Below are 17,675 nucleotides of genomic sequence, written 5' to 3'. Positions count from 1 at the left end.
TCAAGCGACGGCTACGACGTCGAGAATCCGCTGGACCACCCGGTCCTGATCGATGCCAGCGGCTTCGGCTTCAAAGGACAGAATGATGCGGTGGCGCAGTACGTCGAACAGCACGGCCTGGATGTCTTCCGGGCTGACGAAGTCGCGACCGGCCAGCCAGGCGTGGGCCCGGGCGCAGCGGTCGAGGGCAATCGAACCGCGGGGACTGGCACCGTAGGCGATCCACTCGGCCATCTCCGGGTCGAACTTGGCCGGGGTGCGCGTGGCCATGACCAGTTGCACCAGGTATTCCTCCACGGCGTCGGCCATGTACAAACCGAGGATTTCCTTGCGTGCGGCGAAAATCGCCTGCTGGCTGACCCGGCGCTCGGGCTTAGTTTCGCCGTTAAGGGCTTCGCCACGGGCCTGTTGCAGGATGCGGCGTTCGACGGCAGCATCGGGGAAGCCGATTTTCACGTGCATCAGGAAGCGGTCGAGCTGGGCTTCCGGCAGGGGATAGGTGCCTTCCTGCTCGATCGGGTTTTGCGTGGCCATCACCAGAAAAAGCGGCGACAGCTCGTAAGTGCTGCGCCCGACACTGACCTGGCGCTCGGCCATGGCTTCCAGCAATGCCGATTGAACCTTGGCCGGGGCGCGGTTGATTTCGTCCGCCAGCACCAGGTTGTGGAAGATCGGGCCTTGCTGGAATACGAAGCTGCCGGTTTCCGGGCGATAGATTTCCGTGCCGGTGATGTCGGCCGGCAGCAGGTCGGGGGTGAACTGGATGCGATGGAACTGGGCTTCGATGCCTTCGGCGAGTTCTTTGATGGCCTTGGTCTTGGCCAGCCCCGGGGCACCCTCGACCAGCATGTGGCCGTCGGCAAGCAAGGCGATGAGCAAGCGCTCGATGAGTTTTTCCTGGCCGAGAATCTGCGTTGAAAGAAAGGTTCGCAGCGCTAGCAGCGCTTCACGATGTTCCATCGATGACTGTTCCTGGAAAGGGTGACCGAAGACGTTCGAATAACGCCAGGGCTGGGGGCGTTACTTTAATCCATCGCGGGGGGCGGCGACTAACGGCATTTTGTGCAAAGTGTGGGAAATGGTTGGGGAAATTGTTGGAGTTTTGTGAGGCTCCAAGGCTGGAGGTGTTCTTTCGGGCCTCATCGCGAGCAGGCTCGCTCCGACATTGATCGCATTTCAATCAAACGACTCGGTCACCTGTGGGAGCGAGCCTGCTCGCGATGAGGCCGGTCAAGGCACCCTCAAATCTCGCTTATATAGGTGCCAGTCCCCTTGAGGATGTTTTGCAAGGTTTCCTCGACCTCAGCCAGATCGCCAGCATCCGTACTGTGAATGATCTCCAGCGAATCATCGCCATTCAGCGCATCCGCATCCGCCGCCGCGATTTCAATCAGCAAGCGGGTAGGGCTCAAGGTCACTTTGACGCCATCCAGCGTCGAAGGCTCGCCGTCGAGGGTGATGTCCAGCGCGTCCTCGTCCGGGTAACGGGTCATCAGGAACATGTCGCCCTGATCGCTGTGGCAGCAGAGCATGGCCATGTTGTCTTCTTCGTCATCGCACGGGTTGACGATCAAGAGTGCGGTGGTCATTTGCATGGGGAAAATCCTGGCTCGGCGAGCATTGTGAACGCAATAAAAGGCGATTCTGCCAGCCCTCTGGAATTTCTGCTCGCCTGAGTGTAGAGGATGTGTCGTGAACACTTGGAGTGTTACTGGTCATTTCTGGTACGGATGTGCCGTAAAACCGGGGATAAAACGCCCGTTTTCCTGCGCGACTGCTAGTGTTGTTCGAGGCGCATGCCGTGAGCTGCGTACCGATGACCGAATATGTCGCAGCGCCGCAAGCACAGGCCTTGCCGCACTCGTTAAGCTGCGCATCGAATGGATATCCGTAAAGACATTGTGCAATTCATCGCACAGGCGTTTTTGCCGATAACCCTCATGGAAGGTGAATGTGACCTGAGTGTCTCGTCCAGCTTCACCCACCTGTCATCCTGTTTCCTCTGCCCGAGAATCAGGAACAGGGTGACGGATCGCCCCGAAAGGGGTTTTGCACGCGACGCTTCCATCAATAACAAGCCCAAGCGGAGTACCACAGATGGCGTTCTTCACCGCAGCCAGCAAAGCCGACTTCCAGCACCAACTGCAAGCGGCACTGGCCCAGCACATCAGTGAACAGGCACTGCCACAAGTGGCGCTGTTCGCTGAACAATTCTTCGGCATCATTTCCCTGGACGAGCTGACCCAGCGTCGGTTGTCCGACCTCGCCGGCTGCACCCTTTCTGCGTGGCGCCTGCTTGAGCGCTTCGATCACGCGCAACCGCAAGTGCGCGTCTACAACCCGGATTACGAACGCCACGGCTGGCAGTCGACCCACACCGCGGTCGAAGTGCTGCACCACGACCTGCCATTCCTGGTGGACTCGGTGCGTACCGAGCTGAACCGTCGCGGCTACAGCATTCATACCCTGCAAACCACTGTGCTGAGCGTGCGTCGCGGCAGCAAGGGCGAGCTGCTGGAAATCCTGCCGAAAGGCACCCAGGGCGAAGGCATTCTGCAAGAATCGCTGATGTACCTGGAAATCGACCGTTGCGCCAACGCGGCCGAGCTCAATGTCCTGAGCAAGGAATTGGAACAGGTTCTCGGTGAAGTCCGCGTCGCGGTCACCGATTTCGAACCGATGAAAGCCAAGGTCCAGGAAATCCTGAGCCACCTGGACAGCAGCCAGTTCGCTGTCGATCCTGAAGAAAAAGCCGAAATCAAAAGCTTCCTGGAATGGCTGGTGGGCAACCACTTCACGTTTCTGGGCTATGAAGAGTTCGTGGTTCGCGATGAAGTCGACGGCGGCCACATCGTCTACGACCAGGATTCGTTCCTCGGCCTGACCAAATTGCTGCGCACCGGCCTGACCTACGACGACCTGCGCATCGAAGACTACGCCGTGAAGTACCTGCGCGAACCGACCCTGTTGTCGTTCGCCAAGGCTGCACACCCAAGCCGTGTCCACCGTCCGGCTTACCCGGACTATGTGTCGATCCGTGAAATCGACGCCGACGGCAACGTCATCAAGGAATGCCGTTTCATGGGCCTGTACACCTCTTCGGTGTATGGCGAGAGCGTGCGGGTCATTCCGTACATCCGTCGCAAGGTCGAGGAAATCGAACGCCGTTCCGGCTTCCAGCCCAAGGCTCACCTGGGCAAGGAACTGGCGCAAGTGGTCGAAGTGCTGCCGCGCGATGATCTGTTCCAGACCCCGGTGGACGAGCTGTTCAGCACCGTGATGTCGATCGTGCAGATCCAGGAACGCAACAAGATCCGCGTGTTCCTGCGCAAAGACCCATACGGCCGTTTCTGCTACTGCCTGGCCTACGTGCCGCGTGACATCTACTCCACCGAAGTGCGCCAGAAGATCCAGCAAGTGCTGATGGATCGCCTGAAAGCCTCGGACTGCGAGTTCTGGACCTTCTTCTCCGAATCCGTACTGGCTCGCGTACAGCTGATCCTGCGCGTCGATCCAAAGAACCGTCTCGACATCGACCCGGTCCTGCTGGAAAAAGAAGTCGTGCAAGCCTGCCGCAGCTGGCAGGACGACTACGCCAGCCTGGTCGTCGAAAGCTTCGGCGAAGCCCACGGCACCAACGTGCTGGCCGACTTCCCGAAAGGCTTCCCGGCCGGTTACCGCGAGCGTTTCGCGGCCCACTCGGCCGTGGTCGACATGCAGCACCTGCTGAGCCTGAACGAAAAAAATCCACTGGTGATGAGTTTCTATCAGCCACTGGGTCAGGTCTCCGGTCAGCGTGAACTGCACTGCAAGCTGTATCACGCCGATACGCCGCTGGCGCTGTCCGACGTGTTGCCGATCCTGGAAAACCTCGGTCTGCGCGTGTTGGGTGAGTTCCCGTATCGCCTGCGCCACAACAGTGGCCGCGAGTTCTGGATTCACGACTTCGCGTTCACCGCCGCTGAAGGTCTGGAACTCGACATCCAGCAACTCAACGACACCTTGCAGGACGCCTTCGTCCACATCGTGCGTGGCGATGCCGAGAACGATGCATTCAACCGTCTGGTGCTGACCGCCGGCTTGCCTTGGCGCGATGTGGCGCTGCTGCGTGCCTACGCCCGTTACATGAAGCAGATTCGCCTGGGCTTCGACCTGGGTTACATCGCCAGCACCCTGAACAACCACACCGACATCGCTCGCGAGTTGACCCGGTTGTTCAAGACCCGTTTCTACCTGGCGCGCAAGCTGACCGGCGACGATCTGGAAGACAAGCAGCAACGCCTGGAACACGCGATCATTGCCGCACTGGACGAAGTCCAGGTGCTGAACGAAGACCGCATCCTGCGTCGCTACCTGGACCTGATCAAGGCCACGTTGCGGACCAACTTCTACCAGACCGATGCGAACGGCAAGAACAAGTCCTACTTCAGCTTCAAGTTCAACCCGCACCAGATTCCAGAGCTGCCGAAGCCAGTACCGAAGTTCGAAATCTTCGTCTACTCGCCACGCGTTGAAGGCGTGCACCTGCGCTTCGGCAACGTGGCTCGCGGTGGTCTGCGCTGGTCTGACCGTGAAGAAGACTTCCGTACCGAAGTCCTGGGCCTGGTAAAAGCCCAGCAAGTGAAGAACTCGGTCATCGTGCCAGTGGGTGCCAAGGGCGGCTTCCTGCCGCGTCGCTTGCCACTGGGCGGCAGCCGAGACGAGATCGCGGCCGAGGGCATCGCCTGCTACCGCATCTTCATCTCGGGCCTGTTGGACATCACCGACAACCTCAAAGACGGGGCGCTGGTTCCGCCGGCCAATGTCGTGCGTCATGACGACGATGACCCGTACCTGGTGGTCGCTGCGGACAAGGGCACTGCCACTTTCTCCGACATCGCCAACGGTATCGCCATCGACTACGGCTTCTGGCTCGGTGATGCCTTTGCGTCCGGCGGCTCGGCCGGCTACGACCACAAGAAGATGGGCATCACCGCCAAGGGCGCGTGGGTAGGCGTTCAACGTCACTTCCGCGAGCGCGGCATCAATGTTCAGGAAGACAGCATCACCGTGGTGGGCGTCGGCGACATGGCCGGTGACGTGTTCGGTAACGGCTTGTTGATGTCCGACAAGCTGCAACTGGTCGCAGCCTTCAACCACCTGCACATCTTCATTGACCCGAACCCGGAGCCTGCCAACAGCTTCGCCGAGCGTCAGCGCCTGTTCGACCTGCCGCGTTCGGCCTGGTCGGACTACGACACCAGCATCATGTCCGAAGGCGGCGGGATCTTCTCCCGTAGCGCGAAAAGCATCGCGATTTCCCCGCAGATGAAAGAGCGTTTCGACATCCAGGCGGACAAGCTGACCCCGACCGAACTGCTGAACGCCTTGCTCAAGGCGCCAGTGGACCTGTTGTGGAACGGCGGTATCGGCACCTACGTCAAAGCCAGCACCGAAAGCCACGCCGATGTCGGCGACAAGGCCAACGATGCACTGCGTGTGAACGGCAACGAACTGCGCTGCAAAGTCGTGGGCGAGGGCGGTAACCTCGGCATGACCCAACTGGGTCGTGTCGAATTCGGCCTCAATGGCGGCGGTTCCAACACCGACTTCATCGACAACGCCGGTGGCGTGGACTGCTCCGACCACGAAGTGAACATCAAGATTCTGCTGAACGAAGTGGTTCAGGCCGGTGACATGACCGACAAGCAACGCAACCAGTTGCTGGCGAGCATGACCGACGAAGTCGGCAACCTGGTCCTGGGCAACAACTACAAGCAGACTCAGGCCCTGTCCCTGGCGGCCCGTCGTGCCTTGCCGCGGATCGCTGAATACAAGCGCCTGATGAACGATCTGGAAGGTCGCGGCAAGCTGGATCGCGCCATCGAGTTCCTGCCGGCCGAAGAAGCCATCAACGAGCGCGTCGCTGCAGGCCACGGCCTGACCCGTGCCGAGCTGTCGGTGCTGATCTCCTACAGCAAGATCGACCTCAAGGAAGCGCTGCTCAATTCCCAGGTACCGGACGACGATTACCTGACGCGCGACATGGAAACCGCTTTCCCGCCAAGCCTGGTGAGCAAGTTCTCCGAAGCCATGCGCCGTCACCGTCTGAAGCGCGAAATCGTCAGCACCCAGATCGCCAACGATCTGGTGAACCACATGGGCATCACCTTCGTTCAGCGACTCAAAGAGTCGACCGGCATGAGCCCGGCGAACGTGGCAGGTGCTTATGTGATCGTGCGTGACATCTTCCACCTCCCGCACTGGTTCCGTCAGATCGAAGCCCTGGATTATCAGGTCTCCGCCGACGTACAACTGGAGCTGATGGACGAGCTGATGCGTCTGGGCCGTCGCGCCACGCGCTGGTTCCTGCGTGCCCGTCGCAACGAGCAGAATGCTGCCCGTGACGTCGCGCACTTCGGTCCGCATCTGAAGGAACTGGGTCTCAAACTCGACGAACTGCTGAGTGGCGAGATCCACGAAAACTGGCAGGCCCGCTATCAGGCATACGTCGAAGCCGGTGTGCCGGAGTTGCTCGCACGCATGGTGGCTGGCACTTCGCACCTGTACACCCTGCTGCCGATCATCGAGGCCTCCGACGTGACTGGCCAGAACCCTGCGGACGTGGCTAAGGCCTACTTCGCCGTGGGCAGCGCGCTGGACATCACCTGGTACCTGCAACAGATCAGCGCTCTGCCGGTTGAAAACAACTGGCAGGCCCTGGCCCGTGAAGCGTTCCGTGATGACGTCGACTGGCAGCAACGAGCGATTACCATCTCCGTCCTGCAACAGGGCGACGGCACTCAGGACGTGGAAACCCGTCTGGCGCTGTGGATGGAAGAGCACGAAGGCATGATCGAACGCTGGCGCGCCATGCTGGTGGAAATCCGTGCCGCCAGCGGCACTGACTACGCCATGTACGCGGTGGCCAACCGTGAGTTGCTGGACCTGGCGTTGAGCGGGCAAGCGGTAGTGCCTGCGCCAGTTTCAACAGCTGCCGAGCTGGAACCGGCGGCCTGATCAGGCGTTGAATGAAAAAGCCCCGTCTTGAAAGAGCCGGGGCTTTTTTTTTGAACGATGTATCAATTCAGATAACGAAGAGCGAATTGTCGTAGCCCCAAAAAGGTATCGTCTATGGAGTACCCGCCTACAACGACGATGCGGTCATTGGCTTGTACGACCATCGCGTATCCCATGTCTACGGATGAACCTAGTTTGGTACGGACCCATCCGCCGGTTCCTTTTTCTTTTCCTGTCCCGAATGTTGGATCCAGGGTGCCGTTGGGTAGGAAACGGGCAAGAATAATATCTGCGATTTCGCCACCCAGGCTATTCCCCTGCATCACTATTTTATTATCGCTCTGGAAGCCTATTTTCATAAACTCCACGTCAGAGATCGTTTTGTCGAGTGTGGTCAATAATGGTTTTCCGTCGTTGAATTCAGTATCAAGGCGACCTGCATTCGTGAGACGCAGTATCAAGCCTTCAGCCCTGTCCTCCTGCAGCGCACTGCCTACCGCTACCACCTTTCCGTCGGTATCCAGTTTTATGCTATAAATCTGGTCGTATTTAGAGGTGGCGGGGTTAATAAAGAATCCCTTCTCACCAAATTCGGGATCAATTGTATGATCGCCTTTGTAGCGTGCGACATAAGATCGCCATCTGTTATCAACATAAGTTGATCCGGCAAACAGAGTTTTTCCATCAGGCTGTAATTGCATTGAGGCGATGGTTGTTTGATTCTCAAGATACTTGACCTCAACAAAACCCTTGCCTCCACCAATGTTCGAGTCAATACTTCCGTTTTTGTGCAGTCGGTAGAGCACGCCGATCGTTTTTCCATAAACCAATTGGCTGGAAGATACAAGAACGCCACCATCGGAAAGTGGGATGCTTGCGGGGGGGACGTCCTGATATGTTCCACCTGATATGGCACGGATGATGGCTTTGCCTTTAACCCCAAAATCAGTGTTCAGGCTTCCATCCTGACGGTAAATGGCAAAGGCGTGATGATTGATTTTATCTGTTTCATGGTAAAGACCCGAAATCAGAATTTCATTGTTCTCAGTCAGTTGAATGCCTTTGATAATCGAGAAGAAACCAACTTTAAAGACATCTTTGACGATCCCGTTGCCATTGAATTTCAGATTCGTTGTGCCATCTTTTTTTAGGCTGATTATGGAATAATCATTCCACAGTCTGCCGGCCATGAATAAATCCCCGTTACGGGTAATAAGAGCAGCGAATGCTAGTCCAAATAATTCGGTTGTTTCAGTGGGGAGTACTTTTCCATTCCCATTAAAGCTGGGGTCGAGATTGCCTGCAGTGTCTATATTCATTGTTGAGTCCTCAAGTATTATCGGTGCCAGCGTCAATCGCTTGCATGGAAACTTGAACGGTTGATCAACGCATGGATGACATTTGATAGGACGGTAAATGCTCTGTCTACTGTCAAAGGTGACAGTAGACAGGCAGATAAAGCTGTGTTTTGGGTGAGCGGCCGGTTCGATGACTAGCGGATTTTTGAGGAGGGCTCGCTAAACATGGAGAGTTTTATCCTGACCTCCGCCCGTGCTGATCGACGCGTTCTCATCAGCTTAGCTACTCAGTAAGTGCCATTCAGGTATAACCCTGTTTCAGAACCAGGCGAGAAAGGCAGGTTAGTTCAAACAGCGCAAAACAAAACTCTCGATGCGCCCTTCAATAGGCATGGAGTGGCCGGTTACAACGATTTTATTATCGGCCTGTACCGCGATAGCCCGGCCCATATCGAGTACGCCGGTCAAATTGATGGCTAGAATACCGTTTTCGTTTCCGAAGTCAGTGTCCAGCTGACCATCAGGCATGTATTGGCCGATGATGATTTTGGTGTCTTCTTCAAATGCCGCACTACCGATAACAACCAACTTTCCATCATTTCGAAGAGTACCCGATTGCCAATAAAGCCCTCCTGGGGTGCTTTCGACGGGCGTCTGGACGGGCTTGCCATTATTGAACTCTTTGACAAAGCTGCCGTTCTTGTCGAGGCAAACAAGCAAGGCTTTATTAGGTAATTCGACTGTGCTGCTGAACCCGAGAATATGGGGGCCCATCAGTGCCAGTCCGTTAATTTCACCGGCACCGATGGAGTTGAGCAGCACGAACCCTTTGTCTCCGAATGAAGTGGACGGTGTCCCGTCGGGGTTGTATACAGCCACCAGCCCGAAGTGTTCGCCATCAACCCTGGCGGACCCCGCGACGGCGAACGTCCCAGCTGCAAGCGCGATCATCGAGCCGATCCAGGTCGAATATTCAGGGTGCCTGATAAAAACATAGCCCTTTTTCCCGGCTCCGAACGTTTCATCTAACGTCCCGTCCCTGTTTAGACGAATCATCAGCCCCGATGCATCTGCGATACTGAAACGATGATTACTGATGACTAACAGTTTTCCAGAAGGCAGCTCGACCGAATAGCTGGTTGCACCAACTGCAGTCTCAGTGAGGGATTGGATTTCACTCGGTGTTGACCCGGTCTCGGGCAGCGGGCGTAAGAGCAGAACGCCACCGTTGCCGAACTCTTTGACTGGCTGGCCATTTGTATCAAACAGCGCGAGACCACGTTCGGTGGGACCACCTAAATCTTCGAGCAAAAACACACCGCTGAGCAATATTTCACCGCTCTGAAGTACAGTAATGCCTTTGCCTTTTGATCTGTATCCCTCTGCGAACGTGCCAGTGACGACACCGTTTTCACCAAAACTCGAGTCCTGAGTGCCGTCGACGTTAAGTCGCACAATCGAAAACTTTAAGCCGCATCCACTGGCGATAAGGAGTTTTCTGTCGGGGGCTAATGTGATCCCGTCAGCGTCATTGCTGATGTGGTCTGGGTATTCAACCCATACAACACCATTACGGTTGAGCCCGAATTTTGGGTCCAGATAGTCTTGGTCAATAGTTGGCTTGCTGGTTTGCATGTTGACGCTCCTTTAGCAAAAAAAATTTGTAATGGTGCGTCGCAATTGATTGTTTTCGGTCGCATCAAAATACGTCGCACTGACGGAATAGATACGCAGGAACAAACAGGCAGTCTACTGTCAGACTTGACAGTAGACTGCCTGTTTGATCGTGATTCAAGGCGCAAGGAGTGTGCTGATGATTAATACAGTGTTTGATGTTTCTCCGAATCAATGGTTGACAGTTTTTCTGTCGGTTTTGTCAATAAATTACTGAGCGACTGGTCAAACCTTTGCAATGCCCGAACTCGCACATTCTGTTGTTCATTAATATCCGCCACGATCTCTTCGCTGCGTTTGTAGTCTGCCCATAACGGGCTCAGCGCTTTGGCGTCATGCCCCTGCGCAGTGCCGATGTAGTTGAAGTTCGAATCATAGAAGTTCGCACTCACATCCGCTTCTATATCCGAACTGCGCGATGTGATCAATTGGCTGCGGGTGTCGACAATGGCGACCACGTCGGGTTTCGCCGCCCTTAGGCTTTGCATGTCCGGGTATACCGTCACCAAGCCGAACTGACGTTGCAGCGATGCCTTGACCCAGTCCACTGCATCGTCGGGTCTGGAGGTTGCCACGTAGGCGTCGTGGATCGGCTGTACCAGCAGGCTCTGGCCAAAACCGGTGCCGGCGTTGGCCTGGTAATACTTTAGATAATCGCGGTTGGCCTGGGTGTTGCGGCTGTAGACGATTCCCAGCGAAACCTGGGGGCCGTTAGGAACGTGCGTGGCGTTGCTGCGTCCAACCGGTTCAGAGAAGAGCCCGTCCAGGGAAGACTTGGCCTTGGGTGCAGTGGGGACAGAGCAGCCCGCCAAGACAATGGTCATGGTTAATGTACTGACAAGTGCAAGTTTCATGGCGTTACTCCAGTGAAACAACTTGAGTCGGAAAGTTGTACTGTCGGATGATCCGGCGTGTGTTTCAGACTAAACCTGTCACTGTGTCTTTAAATAGCCAAAAACTGCACTTCTTGGGTGGCCAATAGTTTAATTGGGTTTAAGCGATGCCCGGTAATTGCGCCGGGAAATAAAAAGGCCCGAAATGTTAATTCGAGCCTTTTTACTTATGGCTATCCCTTCAGCGATCAGTTTTCCAAGGGGATCAACACTTTCTCGTCGGGGGACAACACCATGAATACCAACAGTTTGGCAGGCTTGGTTGCACTGGCATTTTTCGAGACCAAATGTTCCGAGCCGGCCGGTTCGTACCAATATTGCCCGGCCTTGTAAGTGATTGCTTTCTCACCCTTAACTTGAGAAATGATCGAGCCTGAAAGCACGTAGGCCATGGCCGTGCCTTCATGCTTGTGGGCTATCGAGGATTGGCCGGGTTTGTAGTCGACCTCGATCATCATGGCTTTTTTGCCAGGCACGTTTTTCAGTGCTTCATCCTGCAAAACCGTGACCTTCTCCGAAGAGCCTTCGTGAGCAATGGCAGTCGCTGAAACGGTCAGGGCGAGGGCGGCCAGGGGAGCAGCAAGGAAACGCAAAGCTTTCATGGTTCTTCACCTGCGGTTAGTGAGTTGTCAGAACCAACGATAGTCCGCAGGCGGGGCCAATCAAACAGCCAATATTCGCGAAGGTGAGGGGACCAATCCTACGCAGGATTGATGTAGCAGCTGCCTTGTGGCGAGGGGGCAAGCCCCCTCGCCACAAGGCAACGGTTGTAGGGTTCAGCGAATCGGGAAGCTGTTGAAATCCACGGTTCTCGCCAGGTTTTCATCGATCAGGCCAATAAAGCCTTGTACTTCAGGGCAGTTGAAATGCGATTGCATGGCCGCTTCCGATTGCCAGCGGGCGCTGACGGTCCAGCGGTTGCTGTCCTCTGGGCAGCGGTCGACCATATAGGAATCACAGCCCGGTTGCTGACGCAGGGTGTCGACAATCTTTTGCAGTTGCTTACCCAGTTCTTCCGAGCGGCCGGCGGCGGCCTGCACCTGTACGGTATTGATCACTTCGTTGGACATTGCTCACACTCCTGAATCAGGCCGGACGAATCCTGCTCATTGAGGGATAACGCTTATGCAGGATAGGCCTGCACCTGTGGACCGCCAATAGCCAATCGCCGGATAAAGCCGCAGACCAATCGATCAGGCCACCTGCTGCAAAATGTCGCGCAAACGGTCTAGGGCGACGTCGATATCCAGGGTTTCGATGGCGCCAAAGCCCAGGAAAAGCCCGGCCCGTGGTGCTTGCTGGTAGAAAAAGCTGTCGATCGCGTAGAGCCCGACTTCGACCTTTTTCGCCAATTCGATCACCAATGGAATATCGATAGGCACTTTGCACATAACCACCATGTGGAACCCGGCCGTGGTGGGCACAGGTTCAAGCCAGGGTGACAGGTCGCCCGCCATGCGCGACAGGATCCGCTCGCGACGCCCGGCATAGATCGTGTGGCAGCGCCGGATGTGCTTGAGCAGGCAACCTTCGGCGATGAACTTGGCCAGCGCCCATTGGGGCAGGGTGGAGGTGTGCAGGTCGGTGAGTTGCTTGGCGCGGATGACGGCTTCAAGAATTGCCGGCGGCAACACCGCATAACCGAGGCGCAGTTCCGGCAGCATGGTTTTTGAAAAGGTCCCGACGTAGGCGACGATGCCGCGTTCATCCATGCTTTGCAGTGAATCGGTCGGGCGGCCTTCGTAGCGAAATTCGCTGTCGTAATCGTCCTCGATGATGATCGCCCCCAGTTCGTAAGCCCGTTCCAGCAGCGCAACCCGGCGTGCCTGGCTCATCGGCATGCCCAGCGGAAACTGGTGGGACGGCGTGACGTAAATCAACCGGGTGCCCAAGGGGATCTTGTCCACCTCAATCCCTTCGGCATCCACCGGCACCCCGATCACCGTCGCCCCGTGGGTGCCAAACAACAGGCGTGCTGGCGGGTAGCCGGGGTCTTCCATGGCGACAATGCTGCCTGGACGCGTCAGCACCCGGGAGATCAGGTCCAGCGCCTGCTGCGCACCGTTGCACACTACGACGTCTTCGTCCTGGCAATTGACCCCGCGGGAAAACGCGATGTGCCGGGCGATCGCATTGCGCAGTGCCGGCAGGCCTTCGGGCAGGCTGTAGAAACCTTTGGAACCGGCAATCTGGCGCAATGCGTGGGAGGTGCAGCGCCGCCAATCGTCCTGCGGGAACTGGCCTTTGCTGGTCGCGCCACCGATGAAGTCGTAGCGTAACGAACCCTCAAGGGTAGGGTGGCGCAAAAACACCGGCAGATTGCGCCAGGACTCGATCACCTCGAAGCTCGCCAGCTGTGAATGGCTTTGCTTGGGGACGGCTTTGGCTGTCCGGGCGTTGACGAAAGTGCCTTTGCCGATCACCCCGGTGAGGAAGTTCTCATAGGTCAGTTGCGCGTAGGTGTCAGAAATGGTCTTGCGCGAAATGCCCAGCTGTTCGGCCAGCAAGCGGCTGGGTGGCAGTTGCGTCCCGGCTGCCAGGCGGCCGGATTCAATGGCGCTGCGCAGTTGCTTATACAACTGGCCTGCCAGGTCCTTACGGCCGTTGATGACAACATGAAGTTCCATACCGGCGAGGCTCCTGGAGCGATTGAGGCGCGTGTGCGTCGCGCCAGATTACCCGCATGAGCCGCCGTGCAGAAGTTGCGTGGGCGAAAAACCCAGGATTGGTCTGCCGCCGAATGGTCAACGGCTTTTTCGCCGAATTGGATCTGTAACGCCGGTGCGTCAGCGCCTACCTTGGGGGTCTCTATTTGATCCAAGAGGGTCGCCCCATGAGTTCCCGCCTTGATTACTACAGTGCGTCGCCCAAAGCGATGAAGGCGATGATCGCTATGGAAGCCTTGACCAGCAACCTGAGCATCGAGCCCGCCTTGCTGCATTTGATCAAGATCCGCGCTTCGCAACTCAATGGCTGCGCCTTCTGCACCGACATGCATTCAGTGGACGCGCGGCGCCTTGGTGAGACGGATCGGCGCTTGTATTCGATTGTGGTGTGGCGCGACAGCGGCTTCTTCAACCCTCGCGAACGCGCGGCGTTGGCTTGGACCGAGGCGGTGACCTTGCTCTCTGAAAACCATGTGCCGGACGACGTCTACGCGCAGGCGCGTGAGCAGTTCAACGAAAGCGAAATGGTCGACTTGACCATCGCGGTCACCACCATCAACAGCTGGAATCGCCTGGCGGTGAGTTTTCGGCAAAGCCCAAGCAGCTGAATCGATTTTCCGCTCGGGGTGTCACGTCAGGTTCATAAACGCTGCGCAGGATGAGGTTTTCAAGGATAGATCGACAAGGAGTCATTGATGTCATTCATGGAATCCACCCGCGCCGCCGGAATCGATCCGGTGCTGGCGCAGTCTTTCCGGGTCAGTGCCCGTTGCGGTTGTTTCATGCAGGCGGCCCGCAGCCTCAATATCAAATCAACGCAATTGCGCAAACACCTGGCGCAGCTTGAAACGCAATTGCAGTGTTCGCTGTTCAATCATCAGGACAATGGCCTGGCCTTGAGCCTTGAAGGGTTGCAGCTTCAGGCGCAGTTGATCGCCCTGGCCCATGAGCACGACGTGCCGGTGATCGAACAGCCATTGATTCGACTGGCCGTGGCCGAGTCGATTCTGCATGACATCCTGGGACGTGATCTGGTCGCGCTGTTGCGACGCAACGCCAGCGTGCGCCTCGACATCATCACGCTGGACAGCGAACTGTCCCTGCAAGCGATCAGTGCCGACGTGGTGCTGTGGCTGGCCGGTACCGACTCACCGCTGCCAGGCCCGAGTTTCCCGGTCAGCGAGCCGCAGCGTCTGGCGCGACTGGACTATCTGCCGCACATCGCCAAACGGTATTCACGGGTGGCGGCCCGTCCCGACAGCCTCGATGATCTGGCTGACTTCATGTTGGTGCAATGGCAGCCGGATCGTCAGGTCGAGAGTTTTCGGCCATGGAACGGCGTGGTCGACCAGCGCCTGGCCGGCGTGGTGCATTTGCACTCTTATGAGCTGATGCTGGAGATGATCCGTTGCAGCGCCTGCATTGGTTTGCTGCCCAATTACATGAGTCGGTTTGACCGCGGCCTGATCGGGTTATCGGGGGTGTTTGACCAGCCGATGCAGAGGCAGGTTTGGATGGCGGTCAATACCGAGTCCACAGGGCGGGCAGAAGTGCAAATGATCGTCGAGCTGATCCACAATACCTTCAACGAGCGGCGTGAGTGGTTTGAAGCCTGACGCCGATCCAACCCTGGAGCGAGCCTGCTCGCGAAGAGGGAGTGTCAGCGACATCAATGTCGACTGTCACGCCGCCATCGCGAGCAGGCTCACTCCCACAGGGTTTGTCCCGCAATAGGGTTCTGGTCACATCACGAGAAGGCATCGTAGAGTGGGCGGCCATGTCTGCATCAAGGATGAGTCACCCATGCCCGCTACCGATTCTGTCATCACCCTCGAACGCTTCAGCGAATCCCACATCGAGGGCGTCACCGCGCTCTACAACGATCCGGCCATTACCCGTCAGGTCCTGCAAATGCCGTTTCAATCCACCGAGATCTGGCGCCAACGCCTGGCGTCGGATAACGAGCGGCTGGTGAAACTGGTGGCGCTGCATCAGGGCACTGTCATCGGCAACATTGGCCTGGAGCAGTTTTCGCGGATCCGCCGCAGCCATGCCGGCAATCTCGGCATGGCGGTCGCGGTGGATTGGCAGGGCAAAGGCGTGGGCTCAAAACTGCTGGCGGCGGCGCTGGACGTCGCCGACAACTGGATGAACCTGCAACGGGTCGAGCTTTCGGTGTACGCCGACAACGAAGCGGCCATCGGGCTCTACCGCAAGTTCGGTTTCGAGACCGAAGGCCTGTTCCGCGATTACGCCGTGCGTGACGGCCGGCTGGTCGACACCTTGAGCATGGCGCGTCTGCGTCGCACGCCCAGGTCCGACTGACTCAGTCACCCAGCGCGAACGCCACCGCCGACTGCGCATGCAGTTCGGTGGTGTCGAGCAAGGGCGGGGCGCTGTGCTCGGGATTGATCAGCAGGCCGATTTCGGTACAGTCGTCAGTCACTCGCCGATCACCCCTACGAACAACTCGTCATCGATAATCCGGCGCACGGGGTGGCGCTCTTCAGCGCTTTTGAAACTGGATCATAAGATCTAAATGTTAATCATGGCGAGTCACCGTAGATAAACAAAGTTATTCCTCTTTTCATATCGACTTTTCGGAAAATCAATTTTTGTCAACTGTCAGGTCTGACAGTTGTCGGAAGAAGTGCGTAGGTGTATTAAAGGAGGCGATAGCGTCACTATTAAAAGCGCTGGTTGTGGCTTGGAGAAGTGATGTTGTTAGCGCCTTGTATATAGAGTGTGCAAGGGATATTCATTTTATTTTAGGTGGATTGAACATGAGTGGCGAACGCAATAGCAAAAAAAGCGCGGAGGGTTCTTTTGTTGTGCATGTGGATGGGAAAGAGCCGATAAAGCAAGACTATAAATCGTTTGATGTGAAAGAAGGGAGTGTTGAAGTGTGGGTCCTGGAGGGTGTCGGCGGTCCTATGGCGCCTAGAACTCAGCTGTTGCTTGGTTTTCAGGGAGACTATCCCAGCGGGCGCCATGAGGCTACAAAACTGTTGAAAGTTGAATATAAAGAGTGGTCGGACATGCATGGATTTGAGTATAAGGCCAAATCGGGCTGGGTCGAAGTCAGCTCAACACCATCGCCGCGACGTATCACTGGGAAATTTGAAATGGTAGTGGGTATACACTCTAGTTCGCCACCTGGGGCTCCTTCGGAAAAAACGGTGTCGGGAGATTTTGATTTGACTAACGAGTAGTGTATTTTTTGAAGTAAATGCTAGTGCAAGACCTGCCCGTAGAGAGATTTTGCTCTGGCTGATTGTCGTTGTAAGTTTGCTGGTTCGTGATTGTATCAGGCACTTTCTTCTGTGCCTGATACAACACTTTTGTGACGAAATTATCGCTACCTCGAGCATGACACGCCTGTGTCGCACGCCCAGGTCCGACTGACTCAGTCACCCAACGCGAACGCCACCGCCGCCTGCGCATGCAGTTCGGTAGTGTCGAGCAAGGGCAGGGCGCTGTGCTCGGGTTTGATCAGCAGCCCGATTTCCGTACAGCCGAGAATGATCGCCTGGGCGCCACGCCGGGTCAGCGACTCGATGACCTGCTGATACAGCATGCGCGACGCCTCGCTGATCACCCCGACGCACAACTCGCCATAGATGATCCGGTGCACGGCGTTGCGTTCCTCGGCGTCCGGCACCAGCACCGTCAACCCCATCGCGCTCAGGCGATCCTTGAGAAAATCCTGTTCCATGGTGAACGCAGTCCCGAGCAACCCGACTTTCAGCGTATCGGCCTCCACGGCGGCTTGACCGGTCGGGTCGGCGATGTGCAAAAACGGAATATTGATCGCGCCCTGAATCTGCCCGGCCACCTTGTGCATGGTGTTGGTACACAGCACCACGCACTCGGCACCGCCAGCCTGCAGTCGCTGCGCCGCGTCCACCAGAATCGCCGCCGCGTCGTCCCAGCGTCCGGCATGCTGGGCCTGTTCGACAGGGCCGAAGTCGACGCTGTACATCAGCAATTTCGCTGAACGCAACGGCCCGAGCCGGTCGCGGACCTGTTGGTTGATGAGGCGGTAATACTCGGCACTGGACTCCCAGCTCATGCCGCCGATAAGGCCGATGGTACGCATGCGACTCTCCGATTTCTTGAAGTGGGAAGAGTGTCCATCGATTTGG

At 56.9% G+C, this 17,675-nt stretch carries 14 protein-coding genes and 1 pseudogene; 5 read left to right on the top strand and 10 right to left on the bottom strand.

Translation table 11 applies throughout. The features are described 5' to 3' along the window. Together ACA075_RS15560 and ACA075_RS15555 are read right to left on the bottom strand one after the other, a co-directional pair. Positions 1-960 (bottom strand): AAA family ATPase, encoded by a 960-nt coding sequence (locus ACA075_RS15560; protein WP_003218556.1) that lies wholly within the window; start codon positions 958-960, stop codon positions 1-3. Positions 961-1,241: 281 nt separating this feature from the next. Beyond that, positions 1,242-1,595, bottom strand: a complete 354-nt coding sequence (locus ACA075_RS15555; protein WP_219097430.1) for a hypothetical protein — start codon at positions 1,593-1,595, stop codon at positions 1,242-1,244. 502 nt (positions 1,596-2,097) lie between these two features. Here ACA075_RS15555 and ACA075_RS15550 point away from each other — a divergent pair. After that, complete coding sequence (locus tag ACA075_RS15550) at positions 2,098-6,999, top strand: NAD-glutamate dehydrogenase (protein ID WP_497293656.1); 4,902 nt, start codon at positions 2,098-2,100, stop codon at positions 6,997-6,999. Between the two features lie 62 nt (positions 7,000-7,061). Here the strand turns inward: ACA075_RS15550 and ACA075_RS15545 are convergent, their stop codons facing one another. The 6 genes from ACA075_RS15545 to pdxR form a co-directional block, all read right to left on the bottom strand. Further along, positions 7,062-8,318: a hypothetical protein gene (locus ACA075_RS15545; protein WP_497293654.1), complete on the bottom strand. Its 1,257-nt coding sequence runs from the start codon at positions 8,316-8,318 to the stop codon at positions 7,062-7,064. 321 nt (positions 8,319-8,639) lie between these two features. Then, a complete protein-coding gene (locus ACA075_RS15540; RefSeq protein WP_497293652.1) occupies positions 8,640-9,932 on the bottom strand; it encodes an NHL repeat-containing protein in 1,293 nt (430 codons plus the stop codon). A gap of 182 nt (positions 9,933-10,114) precedes the next feature. Continuing rightward, entirely contained in the window at positions 10,115-10,825 is a 711-nt protein-coding gene (locus tag ACA075_RS15535; protein WP_497293650.1) for an ATPase, read from the bottom strand. Positions 10,826-11,052: 227 nt separating this feature from the next. Next, positions 11,053-11,466: a cupin domain-containing protein gene (locus ACA075_RS15530; RefSeq protein WP_497293648.1), complete on the bottom strand. Its 414-nt coding sequence runs from the start codon at positions 11,464-11,466 to the stop codon at positions 11,053-11,055. Positions 11,467-11,640: 174 nt separating this feature from the next. Then, the gene (locus tag ACA075_RS15525) at positions 11,641-11,934 is read right to left on the bottom strand and encodes a putative quinol monooxygenase (RefSeq protein ID WP_094467623.1); all 294 of its coding nucleotides are present in this window, start codon (positions 11,932-11,934) and stop codon (positions 11,641-11,643) included. Positions 11,935-12,057: 123 nt separating this feature from the next. After that, complete coding sequence (gene pdxR, locus ACA075_RS15520) at positions 12,058-13,491, bottom strand: MocR-like pyridoxine biosynthesis transcription factor PdxR (RefSeq protein ID WP_497293646.1); 1,434 nt, start codon at positions 13,489-13,491, stop codon at positions 12,058-12,060. 206 nt (positions 13,492-13,697) lie between these two features. On the opposite strand from pdxR, the gene ACA075_RS15515 reads away from it, so the two are divergent. The 3 genes from ACA075_RS15515 to ACA075_RS15505 all read left to right on the top strand — a co-directional run bounded on the left by ACA075_RS15515 (position 13,698) and on the right by ACA075_RS15505 (position 15,855). Next, positions 13,698-14,138: a carboxymuconolactone decarboxylase family protein gene (locus ACA075_RS15515; protein ID WP_094467621.1), complete on the top strand. Its 441-nt coding sequence runs from the start codon at positions 13,698-13,700 to the stop codon at positions 14,136-14,138. A gap of 87 nt (positions 14,139-14,225) precedes the next feature. Then, positions 14,226-15,146: a LysR family transcriptional regulator gene (locus ACA075_RS15510; RefSeq protein WP_497293644.1), complete on the top strand. Its 921-nt coding sequence runs from the start codon at positions 14,226-14,228 to the stop codon at positions 15,144-15,146. Between the two features lie 187 nt (positions 15,147-15,333). Next, entirely contained in the window at positions 15,334-15,855 is a 522-nt protein-coding gene (locus ACA075_RS15505; RefSeq protein WP_497293642.1) for a GNAT family N-acetyltransferase, read from the top strand. Position 15,856: 1 nt separating this feature from the next. On the opposite strand, the pseudogene ACA075_RS15500 reads toward ACA075_RS15505, so the two are convergent. After that, a pseudogene (locus ACA075_RS15500) lies at positions 15,857-15,967 on the bottom strand (aspartate/glutamate racemase); the annotation flags it as partial. A gap of 346 nt (positions 15,968-16,313) precedes the next feature. Between ACA075_RS15500 and ACA075_RS15495 the strand changes: the two are divergent. After that, positions 16,314-16,742, top strand: coding sequence for a hypothetical protein (locus ACA075_RS15495; RefSeq protein ID WP_497293641.1), 429 nt, complete (start codon positions 16,314-16,316; stop codon positions 16,740-16,742). A 194-nt stretch (positions 16,743-16,936) separates the two neighbouring features. Here ACA075_RS15495 and ACA075_RS15490 read toward each other — a convergent pair whose 3' ends face one another. After that, positions 16,937-17,629, bottom strand: a complete 693-nt coding sequence (locus ACA075_RS15490) for an aspartate/glutamate racemase family protein (protein WP_497293639.1) — start codon at positions 17,627-17,629, stop codon at positions 16,937-16,939. Between the last annotated feature and the right edge of the window lie 46 nt (positions 17,630-17,675).

The sequence above is a fragment of the Pseudomonas sp. LBUM1663 genome (assembly GCF_059695905.1).
The sequence above is the reverse complement of the archived record's forward strand: the minus strand, read 5'-3'. Positions and strand labels throughout refer to the sequence as shown.